Below are 17,372 nucleotides of genomic sequence, written 5' to 3'. Positions count from 1 at the left end.
GGTTCTTAAACCAGAGCTTACAGATTGAACAGGCTTAAATTTTTATACCCAGCTTCACATTGAACACCCGCGGTGTCAAATAATTAGGGACAGCGTACTGTACTTTTGAATACACGTCACGTACAAAAGAATTAGTGATGGAATTTTGAGTATCAAAGATGTTGAAGATCTCAAGCCCAATACTTATTTCTTCCAGGCCTCTAAGCCAGGTGTGTGGATTCATTGTATTTTTATTCTGGAGTGCGTAGGAGATACCAAGATCGGCCCTTTTATAATCGGGCAGGCGGGACTGGTACAAATAAGGATCTGAATAGGAGGGAGAACCTCCGGGAAGTCCGGTATTGTACACAAGATTCAGGAACATTTTAAGATCGGGAACCTTTGGGACCTGATCCTGGAACATTATGGCAAATTTCAACCGCTGGTCTGTCGGGCGCGCGATATAGCCTTTGTTCTCAATGTTTTCTTCACTTTTCAGGTAACCAAAGCTTAGCCAGCTCTCAGTACCCGCAACGAATTCCCCGTTAAGTCTAAGGTCCATTCCATAGGCATAAGCGGTAGCATTATTTTTTGCAGCATACCTTATCCTTACATTTTCAAGCGTGTAAGGATTAACATCACTGAGATCTTTATAATATATTTCTGTACTTAGTTTGAAGGGTCTTGCCATCCACCTGAAACTATAGTCCTGACCAAGGACCAGGTGAAGCGCTCGCTGCGCATCAACCTCTGCATTAAGTTCTCCTGTAAAGCTGCGTAGCTCACGATAGAATGGGGGCTGGTAGTACACACCTCCGGAAAGCCTGAACAACATATCTTTTTCCCAGTCGGGTTTGATGGCGAATTGGGCCCGGGGGCTTATTACGGTTTTGGTGGAGGAGGAATGATCTTCAGCTTCCACCTGCCAGGAATGGGATCTTATACCCGTATTGAACCAAATTTCATGCTGCCTCCAGTGACTTCTCTTACTCCATTGTAAAAAACCCTGTACCCGGTGGATTGTGGTTTCGTTGAAAGCCCGAATACTGTTATAAGGTTCCAGCGGTGCAGTAAATGGCTCGTAAGGCTGATTATTGACAAAATGGGGCAGGGGAGGCCTTACGGAAAATCCTGCTGAGTCTACTATCTCATATTCCTGAATGCGGTCCCTGATGTCTTCATGGGAGTATTTAAGTCCGTAATCTATCTGGTGTCCCCCGGACTCCCCAAACTTCAGGTTGCCCTTATGTTCAAAATTAATGATCAAAGCGTCGAGCTTGTTCCGGGCATGGGTAAGTTGCCCGCCAACTCCTTCGGTAAAATCAACTTTACCGAAGTTTCCCCCTCCAATATCGGCGTTGACTTCGACCATTCTGTATTGGGCAACTATGTCAAAATATTCCTGTTCCCGCGTGTTGTAGGCTGAGGCAATAAAGCCGGCAGTATAATTCTCATTTACGAGATAGGAAGTGTTCAGGGCACCAAACCAGGTGCGGTAAGTATCTTTTTCCTGCCCCCGGTAATAGATCATTAGGGCTTTTGGATCCTGCAGGGTCCCGAATTTGGTTTGCCTTGTAAGAGGTTCATAATTATAATTATTCAGAGAAAGGTTTCCCAGAAAACTTACTTCCAGCCCGGGGGATGCCATGTAGATTAGATTTGCCTGGGCATCGGCAAAGACCGGATGAAAATTGGTTTCGGTTTGCTTTGCCTCTACAAAAAGACTATTGTCACGATATCGTACCCCTCCAAGGGCCATGAATTTCCCATTTTTCGAAATACCTTCCGCAGAGATACTGCTTCCTAAAAGTCCGGCATCTAAAGAAGCCCGGAACTCTACCGGTCGCCTGTAGGTAATATCAAGCACTGACGAAAGTTTATCACCGTACCGCGCCTGGAAACCACCTGCTGAAAAATGCACTTTTCGAACCAGGGCCGGGTTCACAAAACTTAATCCTTCCTGTTGACCTGACCTAATAAGGAAAGGTCTGTAGATCTCGACCCCATTGACATAAACAAGGTTCTCGTCGTAGTTTCCTCCCCTTACCGCGTACTGGGTACTTAGTTCATTATTCGAATACACTCCCGGAAGCGATTTAAGCAGGTTTTCCACTCCTGCATTTGCTCCGGGAATGTTGCGTATGGTTTCGGGATCGAGAACTGTGATGCCTTGTACTTCCTGGCGGGCTCCGGTAACAGGTACTTCACTTATCTGCTCCACCTTAAGCATCATTACAGGATTGAACTCTAAAGTTTCCCCAGGCTGTAACAGGAGGTCAAATTTAATTTTGCTGAAAGAGATATGGGAGAAGGTTACAGAAACGGTTACCCCTGCAGGTACCTTAAGTTCATAATACCCGTCTTGCGAAGTCTGAGTACCTATGCCGTTATCAATGAGGATGTTTGCTGAAGGTATTGGCTGCTCGTTTTCATCCAGGACCACTCCTGTAATAACCGCCGTCTGGGAAAACAGACTGTTCCCGTAAAGAAGACAGAGAAAGATGAAAATTTGAGAAGCTTTCAAGCAGACTATTTTCTGAAAAAGGTGCTCTCAAATATAGTGGTATTTCCTACATTATCAATAACTTCAAGTTTGAGGTGATTCTCAGTCTCTGTCACCACGCCGTCTGCAAAGTTGTGGGTGAGGAGATTTTGTTTGTATTCATACTCCATGAGGATGAATTTTCCGTTTACGGTAGCCCTGTAGCTTTTGATCCCTGAGAGATCATCTGAAATCTTTACCCGGAGATCCCTGTTGTTCGAGATCCACTGGCCGTCTCTGAAATTGACCGGCACCACCTGTGGAGCCTTATTGTCTATTGCCAGGGTGTAGGTCCCGAAAGTTCGGGTTTTGGTAGTGAACCTGTCATTTTCCTTATAAGTAGTAGAATAGTTAGGTTTCCCCCATTTGTTAAGCCGTGCTATAAAAAGCTGTTCCCGGTCTTCGGGTTTGTATTTACTCACATCAAAACCAATAGTAATATTGCTGTGAATGGGGATCACATCTTCATGCAGTTTTACCAGTTCATCTTCAAAAAGTATATCAAGGTGAGTATCCTGATAGAGGCTGTTGCGGGGAATGTAAATATCGATACCATTTTCTTCAAAATGTGCCGCTTCCTTTGCCTGTACAAAATGGTCGGTAATCCTTTCTTCCCGGGGTATGAATTTGCCGTTCATTTTACCTTCCACGGGGATCCTGACTACGCGTTCATTGCCGGCATAATCTGAAACTTTAATGGTGTAGTTGTAGGAAAGGCTGTCCTGCACATTCAGGTAACCTTCATTAAAGACATTACTGTAGATGCTGAGAGGATTTGAAGGTTCTACAAACAACTTCTGGATCCTGCTGTTGTTTTGGGTATAATGGCCGTAATCTATAAGTTGATTGAGGTGACGGGTTTCATCAAAGGAGAATTTTTCGAAATTCGCCTGGAAAAGTTTCTCACCGTTTGCAGTGGTTTCAATTCTGAAGACCCCGTTATGATTTGGGGCAGCATCAAGTTGATCTACCGCAGTGATCCCGAACCCAATATTCCCGCAGGCTTCAATGGGAGGAGTTTTGAAGGATCCGTCTCCCTGCGGAACGAGCTGTAGTTTTTGACGGTTGGGAGTACCGTTGACATGAGCCTCTTCTCCTATGGGATACGCATATATTGCCGTTACCAGAGGCGCCTTACTATCTTCAAGTTGGATCCCGAACATCATAGGATTCATAGGTCGTTGCAAACCATCCCTTATCTCAAAGTGCAGATGGGGACCGCCGCTGCCTCCCGTGTTCCCGCTGCTCGCCACCAGTTCTCCCCGTTCAATAAGTAATTCATCTGCGGAAGGAAAGACCTCTATTTCGTAATCTTCTTTCTTATACTGGCGTTCTTTGATATACTGTTCAATTTTTGGCGAAAAATTCTGAAGATGGGCGTATACGGTAGTGAATCCGTTAGGATGCTGAATGTAAAGTGCTTTTCCGTAGCCATAGTTGGAGACATTGATACGACTTACAAATCCTTCCGCAGAAGCATGTACGGCAAGGCCTTCCCGCTGTTGGGTCTTAATGTCGAGACCGCTGTGAAAATGATTTGAACGTAATTCTCCAAAAGTCCCGGCAAGTGCAAGTGGTATCTTTAAAGGATCATCAAAATAATCTTCAGGAAGGTTGTACTGCGCGAACGAGGTGGTGGAAATAACCAGGAATAGTGCGGCAAGGATCAATTTCATAGCTGGATATAATTTTACTTTTTTATAGCGGTTAAATATAATAAAACCTGCAACAAAAATTAAACCCTTATTTCTGAGGGTGTTAAATTTATTTTAATGTTTGCGGGGAAAATAGACTCTAAAATATTGGGATATTTCGGGAGGTATGTTAACTTTGTAAAGGTAAGCAGCAGGTACAGCTTTAATGAGTGATTTAACAGAAATAGTTGATAATCTAGAGAGTAGGATTGGAAAATTGCTTGAGAATTATAAAAAGCTAGAGCAAAAGCAACAAATCTTACAAGAGGATTTAACAACGTTGAAGACTGAAAAACAGGAACTGCAGGAAAACCTTGAAGCTTCTGAAAACCGTGTTCAAACTCTTAAAGCCGCCAATGCGTTGCTTGGCAGTAATGAATTTAAAAAGGAAACCAAGCTAAAAATAAACGGCTTGATAAGGGAGATCGATCAATGTATTGTTCATCTTTCTGAATAGAACAAGAAATGTCAAATCAGCTTAAAATAAAGATCTCTATTGCAGACAGGGTTTACCCGTTAACCATTGCTCCTCAACAGGAGGAAGGTTTAAGAAAGGCTGCGAAAAAAATAGAGGCTATGATCAAGCAATTTGAAAAGAGTTATGCCGTTAGGGATAAGCAAGATGTACTGGCTATGTGTGCCTTACAATTTGCCTCCCAGACCGAGCAGAAAACAATTGAAAACAACAGCGAAATGCTTTTGGCTGAAGATAAATTGAAAGCTCTGAATGATCTGCTTGAGCAGCATTTGGTTTAATTGTTCTTTGATTTTAAGAAATAAAGGTTACTGCCTGTATTAGTTATTTTTTTTTGATAAACTCAACACCAATTCTTTAAAAAGGGTGAGTTTAAGTTGTAAAAGCGCGCCGCCTTTGAGCGGATTCTTGATCAGCTTGTTAGCCCTAAACGTGATTTTAAAGAGTTTATACAAAACCACTACTAATACAGGCTTTTTTTATACATAAAACTATCAAATGGAAACAACAATATGGATAATTTTAGCAGTGGTCGTTGGACTGGCCACTGGTTTTGGGATCGCTAAGATCCTGGAAAGAAAAAATGCCTCTAAAGTAATTCAACGCGCCAAAAGATCGGCTGCAGGAATTCTGAAAGAAGCCAAGCAGGAGGCAGAAAGCATTAAAAAGGATAAGATCCTCCAGGCTAAGGAAAAATTTATTGAATTAAAATCTGAACACGAAAAAGTAATTCTTACTCGTGACAAGAAGATCGCAGATGCCGAAAAAAGGATCAGAGACAAGGAATCCCAGGTTTCCAGCGAACTTTCGAAGAACAAGAACCTGAACAAGGAGCTGGAAGAAAAGGTAGCCGATTATGAACGCCGGAATGAGGTGCTTGAAAGAAAACAGGAAGAGGTTGATAAACTACACAACAGCAAAGTACAGCAACTTGAGGTGATCTCAGGTCTGTCTGCCGATGAGGCCAAGGCTCAACTGGTAGAATCACTAAAAGATACTGCCAAGGCAGATGCCATGGCCCTGATACAGGATACCATTGAAGAAGCCAAGCTTACCGCTCAACAGGAAGCTAAGAAGATCATCATCAATACCATTCAACGAATAGGAACTGAGGAGGCAATTGATAACTGTGTCTCGGTCTTCAACCTTGAAAGTGATGATGTGAAAGGACGTATTATTGGTAGGGAAGGTCGTAACATTCGCGCCATTGAAGCGGCCACGGGTGTGGAGATCATAGTAGATGATACCCCTGAAGCTATTATCCTGTCTTGTTTTGACTCGGTAAGAAGGGAAGTAGCACGTCTTTCACTACATAAGCTGGTTACAGACGGAAGGATCCATCCTGCCCGAATTGAAGAAGTGGTAAAGAAAACCACCAAACAAATAGAGGAGGAGATCATTGAAGTGGGTAAAAGAACGGTGATCGATCTTGGAATTCACGGGCTACACCCGGAACTGATTCGTATAATAGGTAGAATGAAATATCGTTCATCCTACGGTCAAAACCTGCTCCAGCATTCCCGTGAGGTTGCAAAACTTTGTGGGGTAATGGCTGCGGAACTTGGACTGAACCCAAAACTGGCCAAACGTGCCGGTCTTCTGCACGATATAGGAAAAGTGCCGGATTCTGAAACTGAAGTACCACACGCTATCCTCGGAATGCAGTGGGCTGAGAAATACGGTGAAAAACCTGATGTGTGTAATGCCATTGGTGCTCACCACGATGAGATCGAAATGAATAGCTTATTGTCACCTATTGTTCAGGTTTGTGATGCTATTAGCGGGGCAAGACCGGGAGCAAGACGACAGGTGCTGGATTCTTACATACAGAGGTTAAAAGACCTTGAAGACATCGCCTTTGGATTTGGAGGAGTGAAGAAAGCCTATGCTATCCAGGCGGGTAGAGAATTGAGGGTGATCGTGGAAAGCGAAAAGGTAACCGATGAAAAGGCAGCAAATCTTTCTTTTGAGATCTCTCAAAAGATCCAGACAGATATGACATACCCGGGACAAGTGAAAGTGACGGTGATAAGGGAAACCAGGGCTGTGAATATCGCCAAATAAAAAGGAACAGAAAAACCATTATAAACTCCTGTCTTCATTAAGAAGCAGGAGTTTTTATTTTCGGTCAATTTATAGGTTAGAAAAATTCTTACCCAATCATTATCTTTAGGGAATAATGAAGAAAAGGGATATTCTTAAAATATTGGTCTTGCTGGTGATTTTTTATCCGGCATATACACTATTCAGGGCTAATGAAGCACTGGGCAATGTTTTAGCCATTGAAGCGGAAAACAGCATCACCAACTACCAGATAAGCGTGTGGATTACCTGGATCGTACTGGTTACTGTCGCTGTTTTTTACAAGTGGACGCAAAAAAGGAATTATTTTTTCTTCTTTACCTACGGATTTCTATTTGTGACATTTTCCATACTGGGCTACCTGCATCAGGAAATGGTAAATATTTTCGACCTGCCTTCCCCATTCAGGGATTCCTATACTCTCGGCGTATTAACCGCCATTCAGAATATCCTGGTTTCGTCTATACTTACCGGTTTTCTACATGCAGGAGTATGGTGGTTCACCCGCAGGTGGCATAGAAGGTAGTTAATGAGTTATGAGTTATAGTGTTATTGAAAAGGATACTTTAATCCTTCACAATAATCTCTCTTGTTGCATGACTCTAAAAGCGGTCTTTTTCAAACCTCATCTGAAGTTATGATCTTACCCCCTCGGGAAAGAATGTCTTTGCGTACCTTTTCATAATCTTCCTGGAAAAGGGGAACTGTCGCGTCTTCTATCAAAGTTGCTTTAAAACCTTCTTTAAGAGCGTCTTTTATGGTGAAATAAACACAAATGTCTGCCGCCAGTCCGCAGAAATAGAGATCATCTGCACCTTTTTCGCGCAGGTAGCCGGCCAGGCCGGTGCTCTTATGCCGTGCATTGTCATAAAATCCGCTGTAGCTGTCTACCTCCACATCCATCGCACTTCTGAAAATGGCTTCTACAGAATTCAGTTCGAGCTTTGGGTGAAAGTCGGCGCCGGGAGTGCCCTGAACGCAGTGCGGAGGCCATAATTTTTGTTCTACGCCGTTAAGGTCGATGACCTCGTACTCCTTTCGATCTGGATGATTGATCGCAAAACTCTTGTGTTCTGCCGGGTGCCAGTCCTGCGTAGCCACAACCAGTTCGAATTTTGGGATGATCTTATTGATCACCGGTACTATCCTGTCCCCTTCGCGAACTTCCAACGCCCCACCGGGCATGAAATCATTCTGGGCATCTACTATAATTAGTGTCTTCATTACGTTATTTCATTTTATGTTCTTCAATAAGTTGATCACGCTCCTTCTTAAGGCGTTTACTGATGCCTATTTTATAGATATGGGGATTAAAGAAACGTTTATATTCCCTGGGTAGTTTTTCCAGCCTCTCCTCACTGAAAGCGGCGATCTCTTCAAGGGAGTATGGCTTTTTCAGGATCTTCCCTTTGTCCATTACCAGTTGGAGCAGTGGTTCCTTGTCATGTTGTGCTATCGACTGGAATTTAAGCGGATCGAACGGATGGAACATCATTTCAGGATTCTCTTCCTCTTCCAGGCTAACCACGTCTCCTCCTATAAAATTTCCGTGAATATCGAGCATTCTGTAAACCTGCTTTTTATGAGGCAAGGTCACTTTTGAAATAGTTTCCGATAATTTGATACGGGGCTTTCCGCCGAAAAAAGATAATTTATAAACGCCATCCAGTGCAGCATCAGGATGTCCCGTGACCAGACTGGTTCCAACCCCGAAAATATCAATGGGGGCTTCCTGGTCAAGTAAACTGCGAATCAAGTGTTCATCGAGTTGATTGGAGGCTGCTATTTTTACATAATCCAGTCCGGCTCTATCCAGCATTTCACGAGACTTTCTGGCGAGGTAAGCGAGGTCTCCGCTGTCCAGTCTTATCCCCTGCAATTTATGCCCGCGTTTTTCCATTTCCAGGCCAACCTTGATCGCATTGGGCACCCCGCTCCTTAGGGTATCATAGGTGTCAACAAGCAGAACCGTATTTTTAGGATGTGCTTCTGCAAAATCCCTGAAGGCCGTGAGTTCATCGTCATAACTTTGAATATAGGAATGAGCCATGGTTCCCGAAACGGTTATTCCATAATCCCTTCCTGCCCGGGTATTACTGGTAGCCTGGAACCCGCCGATAATTGCGGCCCGGCTGGCATGATAACCGCCGGTGCCCTGGGCACGGCGCAAGCCAAAATCAATGAGGGTTCTCCCTTTTGCCTGCAGGCGCATCCTGCTGGCTTTGGTAGCGATAAGGGTCTGGAAGTTAAGGATGTTCAAAAGCAGGGTTTCAATGATCTGTGCCTCTATGATATTGGCCTCTATACGTACCACAGGTTCCCCCGGAAACACCACATCCCCTTCGCGAAAGCTGTAAACCTTGCCGGTAAAACGGAATTCTTTCAGGTAATCTATATAACCGGAATCCAATCCCAGTTTCTTCAGAAATTCCAGGTCCTTATCATCAAACCTCAGGTCCCGAAGAATTTCCAGAAGGTCTTCCAGTCCGGCAAAGATGGCGTATCCTCCGTTAAAGGGAAGTTTACGGAAGAAATAATCAAAGGTCGCGGTATGATGGGTATGACCTTTCAGAAAATATACCTGCCCCATAGTGAGTTGGTACTGATCTGTATAGGTACCTGTGAAATCAAACATTAATGATGGGTTTAATGATTAAGTACTTCTTCACCTTTAAGGGAAAGGCTATTGAACTAATTTACGAAAGATTACGGTTAATCTCACTGATCTTCCCCCATATCGAGAAACTCGTCCTGCTCATGCCAGTCAAACCTGAAAGATAATCCGGCTGCGACCTGCCAACGGGCCGGGGTATCCTTAAAGTTAAGAAGTCCGGAAATATCTGCCTGTAAATTTTTATGAAAGAGATAGGCAAAACCGGAGCGGGCAATTTCATCACTGTAGATATCGCTAATGATGCCCTGGAATTCGGCAAACATGGCAAATTTGGAGTTGAAAGAATGGGTAAGGGTAAAGATCCCGGAATAGGTGGGGAATTCCTGTCCTAACTTATCCCCTATAATGTTGATCACAAAAACCCAGGGCCCCCAGTTGTTCTGTGTAATTATTGCAGCCCGGGGTGAAAACTTTCCTTCGCCTTCATAGAGGTAAGGATTGTCGCCAAAGGCAAAGTTTGCTCCTGCATATAGTGAAACGGCGGGGATAAGGGTTCGCCAGTTGAATTGTTGATTGGCTTTCCAGCTGTAAAGATTAGGTTTCCTTTCAACCCCTTTTTTATAGGGATCGTAGACCAGGTATTTCACACCAATCGCATTGGTTTCAAAATTCCTAACCCCGTCTGTCCTTTCACTTCCACCTACAATATAGCTGGTGGACTGGTCCAGGAAGGAACCCATTAGATTAATCTCCAGCTGCTCGAAAAGAACACCATATCTCACCGCGTATTCAATCCCCCACAAATCAGTATTAGTTCCCAGAAGCTCATGTTCATCATTCCCGAATTTACCCCCGGCTTCAAATTGCAATACTCCACGGCCGGGAGCGAAAGATCCCTGGGAATATCCCGGGCGATTTGAATTGAGGGTCTCTGTATATTGGGCATGGGAAGTAAAACTTCCGACGAAAAAAAGCAGAAGAAAGGTCCTGTAGATCTTCATAAACGGGTGGTTTGGTTCAAATCAAATATAGATATTTTATCATTTTTTTGGGCTGTGATGGTGGTTTTCTTTAGGCAGAATAGTAATTTTACCAAAACTTTAATAATGCATGAAGCTTCATTTTCTGAAGTATTGAGGGTGGTGTTGATCATCCTTCTCATCTACTTCGGATTCAAACTTATTATCCGTTGGTTTGGACCTCTTATCCTGAAATATTTTCTGAGGAAAGTAGGCCAGAAGTTTGAACAGAAATTCAATCAATTTGACTCTACTGCAGGGAAACCGAAAGAGGGGGAGGTAACTATTGAAAAAAAGCCTAAAAACCCGCGAAACTCAAAGAAAGATGTTGGCGATTACATCGATTATGAAGAAATTGACTAATTTCCACTCCAAAATTTGATTTTATGACCGCTTCCCTGAAGAAGTACTCCCCACACCTTCTTGTTTTTCTAGGTTTTATTATAATTTCCCTTGCTTATTTTTATCCCGTGCTGCAGGGGAAAGAGATCTTTCAAAGCGATATCGCGCAATACATTGGGATGGCGCGACAACAAGCCGAATTCAGGGCTGAGACAGGGGAGGAGCCGTACTGGACAGACGCCGCTTTTGGTGGAATGCCTACCTATCAACTGGGTGCGAAATATCCGCATAACTACATCAAAAGTCTTGACCTTGCATTAAGGTTCCTGCCGCGCCCGGCAGATTATCTTTTTCTATATTTCATAGGGCTTTACATTCTTCTGCTGGTCCTGAAAATTGACTACAGGCTCGCCTTCCTGGGAGCCCTTGCTTTTGGCTTTTCAACATATCTCATCATCATCCTGGGAGTGGGCCATAATGCCAAAGCGCATGCCATTGCCTATATGCCGTGGGTGCTGGGAGGCATCCTGTTGTGTTTTCGGCGAAAATATATTGCAGGATTCCTGTTACTGGCCATTGGGATGGCACTGGAAATAAATGCAAATCATTTCCAGATGACCTTTTACCTGATGTTGCTGGTACTGGTACTGGGGCTGGTCTATCTGTATGATGCTGTTAAAAAGAAAGAACTTCCGCATTTTTTCAAAGCATTGGGAATTATGGTCGCAGCTGTGGTACTTGCCATTGGAACCAATGCTACCAACCTAATGGCTACAAAGGAATATTCAGATTTTAGCACCAGAGGGAATACAGGTTTAACGATCACTCCAGAGGGTACGGTTGATAAAGGGGAAGGGTTGGATTACAATTACATTACAGAGTACAGCTACGGAATTCTTGAAACTTTTAATCTTTTCATCCCGAGGTTTATGGGAGATTTTAATCCCGGGGAATTACAAAAAAATGATTCTAATACTTTTAAAGCTCTGGTTGAATTAGGTGTTAATCCATTAGAAGCTTCACAAATTATACAACAGAATTTTAGAACGTACTGGGGTGAGCAACCAATAGTGGCTGCGCCGGCTTACATAGGAGCCACGGTGATCTTCCTGTTCATACTGGCTCTTTTCCTGGTGAAAGGGCGGTTAAAGTGGTGGCTGGTAGGCGGATCTATTCTGGCCTTGTTGCTCTCATGGGGGAAGAATTTCGGACTACTTACAGATCTTTTCATTGAATATTTTCCACTTTACAACAAGTTCCGGGCGGTTTCATCTATTCAGGTGATCGTGGAACTTTGCCTGCCTGTCCTTGCGGTAGCAGGACTGTCCAGGTTTTTCTTTTCCGGGGAAAACAAGGAGAATAAAATGTATGCTCTTAAGTGGGCAACTATAATAGCGGGAGGGATTGCACTGGTCTTCCTGCTTTTTAAATCTGTGCTCTTCAATTTCACAGGGCCTTCAGACAGCGCCATTATACAGCAGCTGGGGATAGATTTTGTAAGGGCTTTAAAAGAGGACCGCAAAGCCGTTTTCACCTCCGATACCATCAGGTCACTGATCTTTGTTCTATTGACGGCAGGAGTGCTTTGGCTGTTCCTTCAAGGAAAATTCCGGAGGAATGTTGCCATTGGAGCCCTTGGTGTTTTGTTGCTTTTTGATCTGGTAGCGGTTGACAGAAGATATGTGAATAGTGAGGATTTCGTGAATTCAAGTGTGGTGAACCGTCCTTTCCAGGCAACTCCTGCAGATCTTGAGATCATGAAAGACGATTCTCATTACCGTGTTTTTGATCTCTCCGGAAGTCCATTCAATACCGCAAGAACCTCTTTCTTTCATAAATCGGTGGGAGGATATCACGCAGCCAAACCCGGTAGGATGCAGGAGCTGTATGATTTTTACCTATCCCAGAACAACCTGCAGGTGTTGAACATGCTCAATACCAAATATTTTATTGTTCCCACAGAACAAGGAATTATGGCCCAGGAAAATCCCGAAACCAATGGGAATGCGTGGTTTGCCACAGAGGTAAAGCTGGTGGAAAATGCCAATGAAGAATTGCTGGGTCTTAAGGGCATCAACACTAAAAAAGTTGCAGTGGTTGATAAGGATTTTTCAGGACTGCTGTCTAAAACAGAATTCCTTCCCGATCCATCGGCCAGTATAGAATTGACCTCTTATCAGCCCAATGAACTGAAGTATAGCACCACATCAGAAAGTGAACAGCTTGCCGTATTTTCAGAGATCTATTATCCCCATGGCTGGCAGGCTTATATTGATGGGAAGGAAGTGCCGCACTTCAGGACAAATTATGTGCTCCGGGCATTAGTAGTCCCGGCAGGTAAGCATGAGATCATTTTTAAATTTGAACCTCAGGTGGTAAAGACCGGAAGCTCGATCGCCCTGGCCAGCTCAATCCTTCTCGGACTGTTACTGATTGGAGGAGCGGTCTACGGGATTAGAAGAAGATAACATACCAGGGTGAAAAAACAGGCCGGAAATGAAAAAAGTACTCATAATCTCCTATTACTGGCCCCCTGCGGGTGGCCCGGGAGTTCAGCGCTGGCTTAAATTTGCAAAGTACCTCCCTGAATATGGGATTGAGCCTGTAATGTACGTGCCAAAAGACCCTCATTACCCCTTAAAGGACCCATCTCTTGTAGCCGAAGTTCCCGAAAATATAAAGGTGCTCGAAAATGATATTTTTGAACCCTATTCCCTTGCCGGAATTTTCTCAAAGAAAGACACCCATAAGATAAGCTCGGGGATCATTCCTGCGGAAGCAAAACAGGGATTCCTTCAGAAAATGCTGCTGTTCATTCGCGGAAATTTCTTTATTCCCGACGCCCGGAAATTCTGGGTTAAACCCTCGGTTAAGTATCTAACGACCTACCTTCGGGAAAACGGGATAGATAACATAATTACAACCGGGCCACCGCACAGCATGCATCTTATAGGAAAGCAATTAAAAGAAACCCTGGATGTTCGATGGATAGCCGATTTTCGGGATCCCTGGACCGGTATTGGGTACCACAAAAAACTTAAACTACTACCTTCCGCAGAGAAGAAACATCTGAAACTTGAAAAAGCAGTACTTGATGCTGCAGATGAGATCATAGCTACCAGTTTTACCACCGCACGGGAATTCGAACAGCTCACCAAAACTCCCGTAACTGTAATTACGAACGGTTACGATTACGAAGAGGTGGATCTGCTGCCGCAAGATGTGAAATTCAGTCTTTCCCATATTGGTTCCCTTCTGTCGGGAAGGAATCCCAACCTGCTGTGGGAAGCGCTCCGGGAGTTGATTTCCGAAAATGAGGATTTTGCAGAAGATTTTCAGCTGAAATTAATAGGAGCAGTGGGAGAGCCGGTCCTGGAGAGCATCAGGAAAGCGGGTCTCGGGAATAACCTTTTTATAAGAGGATATGTTTCCCATCAGGAGGCCCTGCAGCTGCAAAGAAGTTCACAATTATTACTGCTCATAGAGATCGATACTCCCGAGACCAGGGGGATCATTCCGGGGAAACTTTTCGAGTATACGGTGAGCAACCGGCCGATATTGGCTATAGGCCCTGAAAAGGCAGATATTCAAAAGATCATTCAGGAAACCAATACCGGGGTGTTTTTTCTATATTCGGAAAAAGAAAAGATGAAATCTTTCATTTTGGAGCGGTACCGTGAATTCAAGTCGGGTACATTGAGTTCTCATCCCATTGGTCTTCAAAAGTACAGCCGTAAGACACTTACAGGAGAACTGGCCAACCTTCTTAAAAAACCGGCATAATGGGAGTGATCATTGACCAGTCTGCGAAAAATATGTTCACTACCTACCTGGGTTTTGGGATTGGGGCGATCAACACCTTGTTTCTTTATACCAATTTTCTGACCCCGGAGTATTACGGACTGGTAGGTTTCCTTCTTTCTGCGTCAAACCTTATCTGGCCGCTTATGGCGTTTGGAGTGCATAATACACTGGTAAAATTCTATTCCTCGTATGATACTAAAGAGCAGCGGGATAAGCTGTTGAGCGTGATCTTGTTCATGCCGCTGGGCATAGCTGCGATCCTTGGGCTGCTCGGGTATTTCGCCTATGGTCTCCTGCTGGATTACTTTTCAGACGGAAATGAACTGGTAAAACCCTACATCTGGATGATCTTTGTGATCGCTGTTGCTACCGCCTATTTTGAAATATTCTTCTCCTGGTCAAAAGTGAATTATCAAAGCGTGTTTGGTAATTTCATGAAAGAGGTCTTTCACCGGGTTTGTATTTCAGCTTTACTGGTTTCGGTCTATTTCAGGCTGCTTACGGTTCAGGAGTTTATCTTTGGAATTAGTTTTGTTTTTGTCCTGCGCACCGTGATCATGAAGATCTATGCTTTCCGACTTTATTTTCCAAAGATCAGTTTAAGCTTTCCGCAGAATAAAAGTTTCATCCTGAAATATTCGGCATTAATCCTAATTGCGGGGTCTGTAGCCATGGTATTACTTGATCTTGACAAAGTGATGATCGAAAGGTTCCTGCCCATTGAAATGGTCGCTGTTTATGGAATAGCGGTCTATATTTCTTCTGTGATCGCAGTACCTTCGAGGGCAATGCACCAGATCACCTATCCCATGACCGCCACTTTGCTGAATAAAAAAGATAAGAAGGGACTGGAGGATCTTTACAAGAAAAGTTCACTGACCCTTTTGATCATCAGCGGATTTATATTTTTACTCATTGTGACGAACGTGCGCCAGTTGTATGAGTTGATCCCTGATGTTTACCAGTTAAGTTTTTCAATAGTGATCCTTATTAGCTGTGTCAAACTCTACGATAATTTGATGGGGAACAACAACAGCATTCTCTTTAATTCAGATTATTACCGGCTGGTACTGGCAATTGGGGTAGTGCTGGCGGTGCTTGCCTTTGTTTTTAACCTGGTATTCATTCCCCTCTTTGGGATTTTTGGAGCGGCACTGGCAACTTTCCTGGCTTTTGCTTTATATAATACCGCTAAACTTATACTTGTTAAACAAAAGTTTGGGATCCAGCCCTTTACGGTCCAGACATTCTACGGTTTGGCGATGGTAACGGTTTTTACCTTTTTATTCTATTTCTGGGATTTTCCACTTCATCCGGTATTTAGTATTCTTTTAAAATCAATACTTATTAGCAGTTTGTATATTTTCCTGGTGTATTTTCTGAAACTGTCGCCAGATATCAATAACCTCATTAAAAAGGTCCTAAAACTTAAGTAGGAGGGAAGGACAAAGTAAAATCCCCGGTGCTACAAAGAGCAACCGGGGATTTTCCAACTAACCAACCAAAAACTAACTTTATTTTTATTGTCTGCCTCTTGAGCTTCTTGAAGAAACTGCTTCAGGATCTCTGCTATTGTTCCGGGTATTCCCTACCGGGGTAGGTTGGGCCTCCCGCTTCGTTTGTACGCTCTGAGTACTTTCCGTCTGCCTGGCAGGTGCAGATCGGGAGGTTCTTACTGCAGGATTTTCATTTCTCTGCACCTGTTGTGGAGCTCTGGTCACTCTTTGCGAAGGTGTCTCAGACCTTCTCTGTACCTGTGGAGTTGACCTGGTAGTTCTTTGCACAGGAGTCTGAACCTCAGTACGTGTGTCCTGCACTCTTGACCGGTTCTGTACCTGGGCCCTGTTTCCTGAAATATCACGTACCTGTCTTTTTTGGGTAACGGTACTTCTATTAGAGGTATTAACATTACTTCTCGTAGTAGTTACAGGGGCCTGTGAGTAATCAACATCACGTTGGGCAGTGGTCCTGGTTCCGCGGTGGTAGCTGGCTACCTGTTCCCCGGGACTGTAGTAACTTCTTCGATAATTCTTGCTATAGTTCTTTTTATAATATTGTTTGTGATGTGAGTATTTTACCCGGTAAGGCTCGTAATAAGCACGATAAGGCTGATGGTATACTACAACATTACCTGCATGTGGCCTGGAATAGTAATCATGCCAGGGCCTGTAGACATAGAACCGGTTATGAGCATTGATATATCCGGAATAGTGGGTAAAGCGGTTATAAGGATTATAGTGAAGGAAAAGGTTTCCTACCCGTGATAACATCCCGAAATGGTTGTAAGAAAGCTGAACACGTCCTGCCTGAACGATCCTTCCGTAGAAATCATAATAAACAGGGACATTTTCGATCTGGATCACGGCTCCAAAATCATCATACTGCACATAAGGATCATAGTTATAACCCGAGTTAAAACTAAAATTCATATTTCTGGAAGACATATTCATAGGAAAGCTGCCCCTCCGCCCATCATAAAAGAAATCGAATTGTCCATCTGGATAGACTGCAAATTCAATCCCTCTTTCCATGAATATAAAGGCATCCTGATAACCTCGACGGTCATCTATAGCTGTTGCAGCCTGGACTGTGAACCCGACCATTAAAAAGGCGAAAAATAAATAGATGTTTTTCATTATATGGGGGATTTAGATTGTTAAAATTAAGTGTGTTGAAGTAGTTACCCTACAGAAACCAAAATACGTGCCAAAGATCTTTTAATTAGAAAACCCCGAAGGCAAGAAGCTCATCGGGGTTTCCAAACTAACCAACCAAAAAATTATTAATTACAACTTTAATTATGTAAAACTTAATTATTTGC

General features: G+C 43.5%; 14 protein-coding genes and 1 other RNA gene. 9 read left to right on the top strand and 6 right to left on the bottom strand.

Translation table 11 applies throughout. From position 1 onward, the window contains the following. Nucleotides 1–34: 34 nt before the first annotated feature. Both ACFSTG_RS13080 and ACFSTG_RS13075 read right to left on the bottom strand, forming a co-directional pair. Entirely contained in the window at nucleotides 35–2,503 is a 2,469-nt protein-coding gene (locus tag ACFSTG_RS13080; RefSeq protein ID WP_380753692.1) for a TonB-dependent receptor, read from the bottom strand. A 5-nt stretch (nucleotides 2,504–2,508) separates the two neighbouring features. Beyond that, nucleotides 2,509–4,197, bottom strand: coding sequence for a M23 family metallopeptidase (locus ACFSTG_RS13075; protein WP_380753689.1), 1,689 nt, complete (start codon nucleotides 4,195–4,197; stop codon nucleotides 2,509–2,511). A gap of 184 nt (nucleotides 4,198–4,381) precedes the next feature. Here ACFSTG_RS13075 and ACFSTG_RS13070 point away from each other — a divergent pair, with 184 nt between their 5' ends. From ACFSTG_RS13070 to ACFSTG_RS13050, 5 genes are all read left to right on the top strand, one after another. Continuing rightward, nucleotides 4,382–4,672 (top strand): hypothetical protein, encoded by a 291-nt coding sequence (locus ACFSTG_RS13070; RefSeq protein WP_380753686.1) that lies wholly within the window; start codon nucleotides 4,382–4,384, stop codon nucleotides 4,670–4,672. A gap of 8 nt (nucleotides 4,673–4,680) precedes the next feature. Beyond that, a complete protein-coding gene (locus ACFSTG_RS13065; protein ID WP_380753684.1) occupies nucleotides 4,681–4,971 on the top strand; it encodes a cell division protein ZapA in 291 nt (96 codons plus the stop codon). Nucleotides 4,972–5,031: 60 nt separating this feature from the next. Next, nucleotides 5,032–5,139: non-coding RNA, 6S RNA (gene ssrS, locus ACFSTG_RS13060), on the top strand. A 49-nt stretch (nucleotides 5,140–5,188) separates the two neighbouring features. Then, nucleotides 5,189–6,754, top strand: coding sequence for a ribonuclease Y (rny, locus tag ACFSTG_RS13055; RefSeq protein WP_380753680.1), 1,566 nt, complete (start codon nucleotides 5,189–5,191; stop codon nucleotides 6,752–6,754). A 115-nt stretch (nucleotides 6,755–6,869) separates the two neighbouring features. Then, entirely contained in the window at nucleotides 6,870–7,298 is a 429-nt protein-coding gene (locus ACFSTG_RS13050; RefSeq protein WP_380753677.1) for a hypothetical protein, read from the top strand. Nucleotides 7,299–7,390: 92 nt separating this feature from the next. Here ACFSTG_RS13050 and pncA read toward each other — a convergent pair whose 3' ends face one another. The 3 genes from pncA to ACFSTG_RS13035 all read right to left on the bottom strand — a co-directional run bounded on the left by pncA (nucleotide 7,391) and on the right by ACFSTG_RS13035 (nucleotide 10,387). After that, on the bottom strand, nucleotides 7,391–7,996 hold the full coding sequence (gene pncA, locus ACFSTG_RS13045; protein WP_380753674.1) for a bifunctional nicotinamidase/pyrazinamidase: 606 nt from the start codon (nucleotides 7,994–7,996) through the stop codon (nucleotides 7,391–7,393). A gap of 4 nt (nucleotides 7,997–8,000) precedes the next feature. Continuing rightward, entirely contained in the window at nucleotides 8,001–9,407 is a 1,407-nt protein-coding gene (locus tag ACFSTG_RS13040; RefSeq protein WP_380753671.1) for a nicotinate phosphoribosyltransferase, read from the bottom strand. 83 nt (nucleotides 9,408–9,490) lie between these two features. Next, the gene (locus ACFSTG_RS13035; protein ID WP_380753668.1) at nucleotides 9,491–10,387 is read right to left on the bottom strand and encodes a transporter; all 897 of its coding nucleotides are present in this window, start codon (nucleotides 10,385–10,387) and stop codon (nucleotides 9,491–9,493) included. A gap of 105 nt (nucleotides 10,388–10,492) precedes the next feature. Between ACFSTG_RS13035 and ACFSTG_RS13030 the strand changes: the two genes are divergently transcribed. Genes ACFSTG_RS13030 through ACFSTG_RS13015 form a run of 4 tightly spaced genes read left to right on the top strand, consistent with a single transcriptional unit; the run spans nucleotide 10,493 to nucleotide 15,987 of the window. Then, nucleotides 10,493–10,768, top strand: coding sequence for a DUF4834 domain-containing protein (locus tag ACFSTG_RS13030; RefSeq protein WP_380753665.1), 276 nt, complete (start codon nucleotides 10,493–10,495; stop codon nucleotides 10,766–10,768). A gap of 23 nt (nucleotides 10,769–10,791) precedes the next feature. Further along, nucleotides 10,792–13,215: a YfhO family protein gene (locus ACFSTG_RS13025; RefSeq protein WP_380753662.1), complete on the top strand. Its 2,424-nt coding sequence runs from the start codon at nucleotides 10,792–10,794 to the stop codon at nucleotides 13,213–13,215. 28 nt (nucleotides 13,216–13,243) lie between these two features. Beyond that, nucleotides 13,244–14,530: a glycosyltransferase gene (locus tag ACFSTG_RS13020; RefSeq protein ID WP_380753659.1), complete on the top strand. Its 1,287-nt coding sequence runs from the start codon at nucleotides 13,244–13,246 to the stop codon at nucleotides 14,528–14,530. Then, on the top strand, nucleotides 14,530–15,987 hold the full coding sequence (locus ACFSTG_RS13015) for a lipopolysaccharide biosynthesis protein (RefSeq protein ID WP_380753656.1): 1,458 nt from the start codon (nucleotides 14,530–14,532) through the stop codon (nucleotides 15,985–15,987). Before ACFSTG_RS13020 ends, ACFSTG_RS13015 begins: the two co-directional genes overlap by 1 nt. A gap of 84 nt (nucleotides 15,988–16,071) precedes the next feature. Here ACFSTG_RS13015 and ACFSTG_RS13010 read toward each other — a convergent pair whose 3' ends face one another. Further along, the gene (locus ACFSTG_RS13010) at nucleotides 16,072–17,187 is read right to left on the bottom strand and encodes a hypothetical protein (RefSeq protein WP_380753653.1); all 1,116 of its coding nucleotides are present in this window, start codon (nucleotides 17,185–17,187) and stop codon (nucleotides 16,072–16,074) included. Nucleotides 17,188–17,372: the final 185 nt, after the last annotated feature.

It is taken from the genome of Salinimicrobium flavum (assembly GCF_042684505.1).
Lineage (GTDB): Bacteria > Bacteroidota > Bacteroidia > Flavobacteriales > Flavobacteriaceae > Salinimicrobium > Salinimicrobium flavum.
This window is presented reverse-complemented; position numbering and strand designations above follow the sequence as displayed.

Coding starts and splice junctions, on each gene's coding strand:
- ACFSTG_RS13075 (WP_380753689.1), bottom strand. CDS start 4,197: ATGAAATTGATCCTTGCCGCACTATTCCTGGTTATTTCCACCACCTCG.
- ACFSTG_RS13070 (WP_380753686.1), top strand. CDS start 4,382: ATGAGTGATTTAACAGAAATAGTTGATAATCTAGAGAGTAGGATTGGA.
- ACFSTG_RS13065 (WP_380753684.1), top strand. CDS start 4,681: ATGTCAAATCAGCTTAAAATAAAGATCTCTATTGCAGACAGGGTTTAC.
- rny (WP_380753680.1), top strand. CDS start 5,189: ATGGAAACAACAATATGGATAATTTTAGCAGTGGTCGTTGGACTGGCC.
- ACFSTG_RS13050 (WP_380753677.1), top strand. CDS start 6,870: ATGAAGAAAAGGGATATTCTTAAAATATTGGTCTTGCTGGTGATTTTT.
- pncA (WP_380753674.1), bottom strand. CDS start 7,996: ATGAAGACACTAATTATAGTAGATGCCCAGAATGATTTCATGCCCGGT.
- ACFSTG_RS13040 (WP_380753671.1), bottom strand. CDS start 9,407: ATGTTTGATTTCACAGGTACCTATACAGATCAGTACCAACTCACTATG.
- ACFSTG_RS13035 (WP_380753668.1), bottom strand. CDS start 10,387: ATGAAGATCTACAGGACCTTTCTTCTGCTTTTTTTCGTCGGAAGTTTT.
- ACFSTG_RS13030 (WP_380753665.1), top strand. CDS start 10,493: ATGCATGAAGCTTCATTTTCTGAAGTATTGAGGGTGGTGTTGATCATC.
- ACFSTG_RS13025 (WP_380753662.1), top strand. CDS start 10,792: ATGACCGCTTCCCTGAAGAAGTACTCCCCACACCTTCTTGTTTTTCTA.
- ACFSTG_RS13020 (WP_380753659.1), top strand. CDS start 13,244: ATGAAAAAAGTACTCATAATCTCCTATTACTGGCCCCCTGCGGGTGGC.
- ACFSTG_RS13015 (WP_380753656.1), top strand. CDS start 14,530: ATGGGAGTGATCATTGACCAGTCTGCGAAAAATATGTTCACTACCTAC.
- ACFSTG_RS13010 (WP_380753653.1), bottom strand. CDS start 17,187: ATGAAAAACATCTATTTATTTTTCGCCTTTTTAATGGTCGGGTTCACA.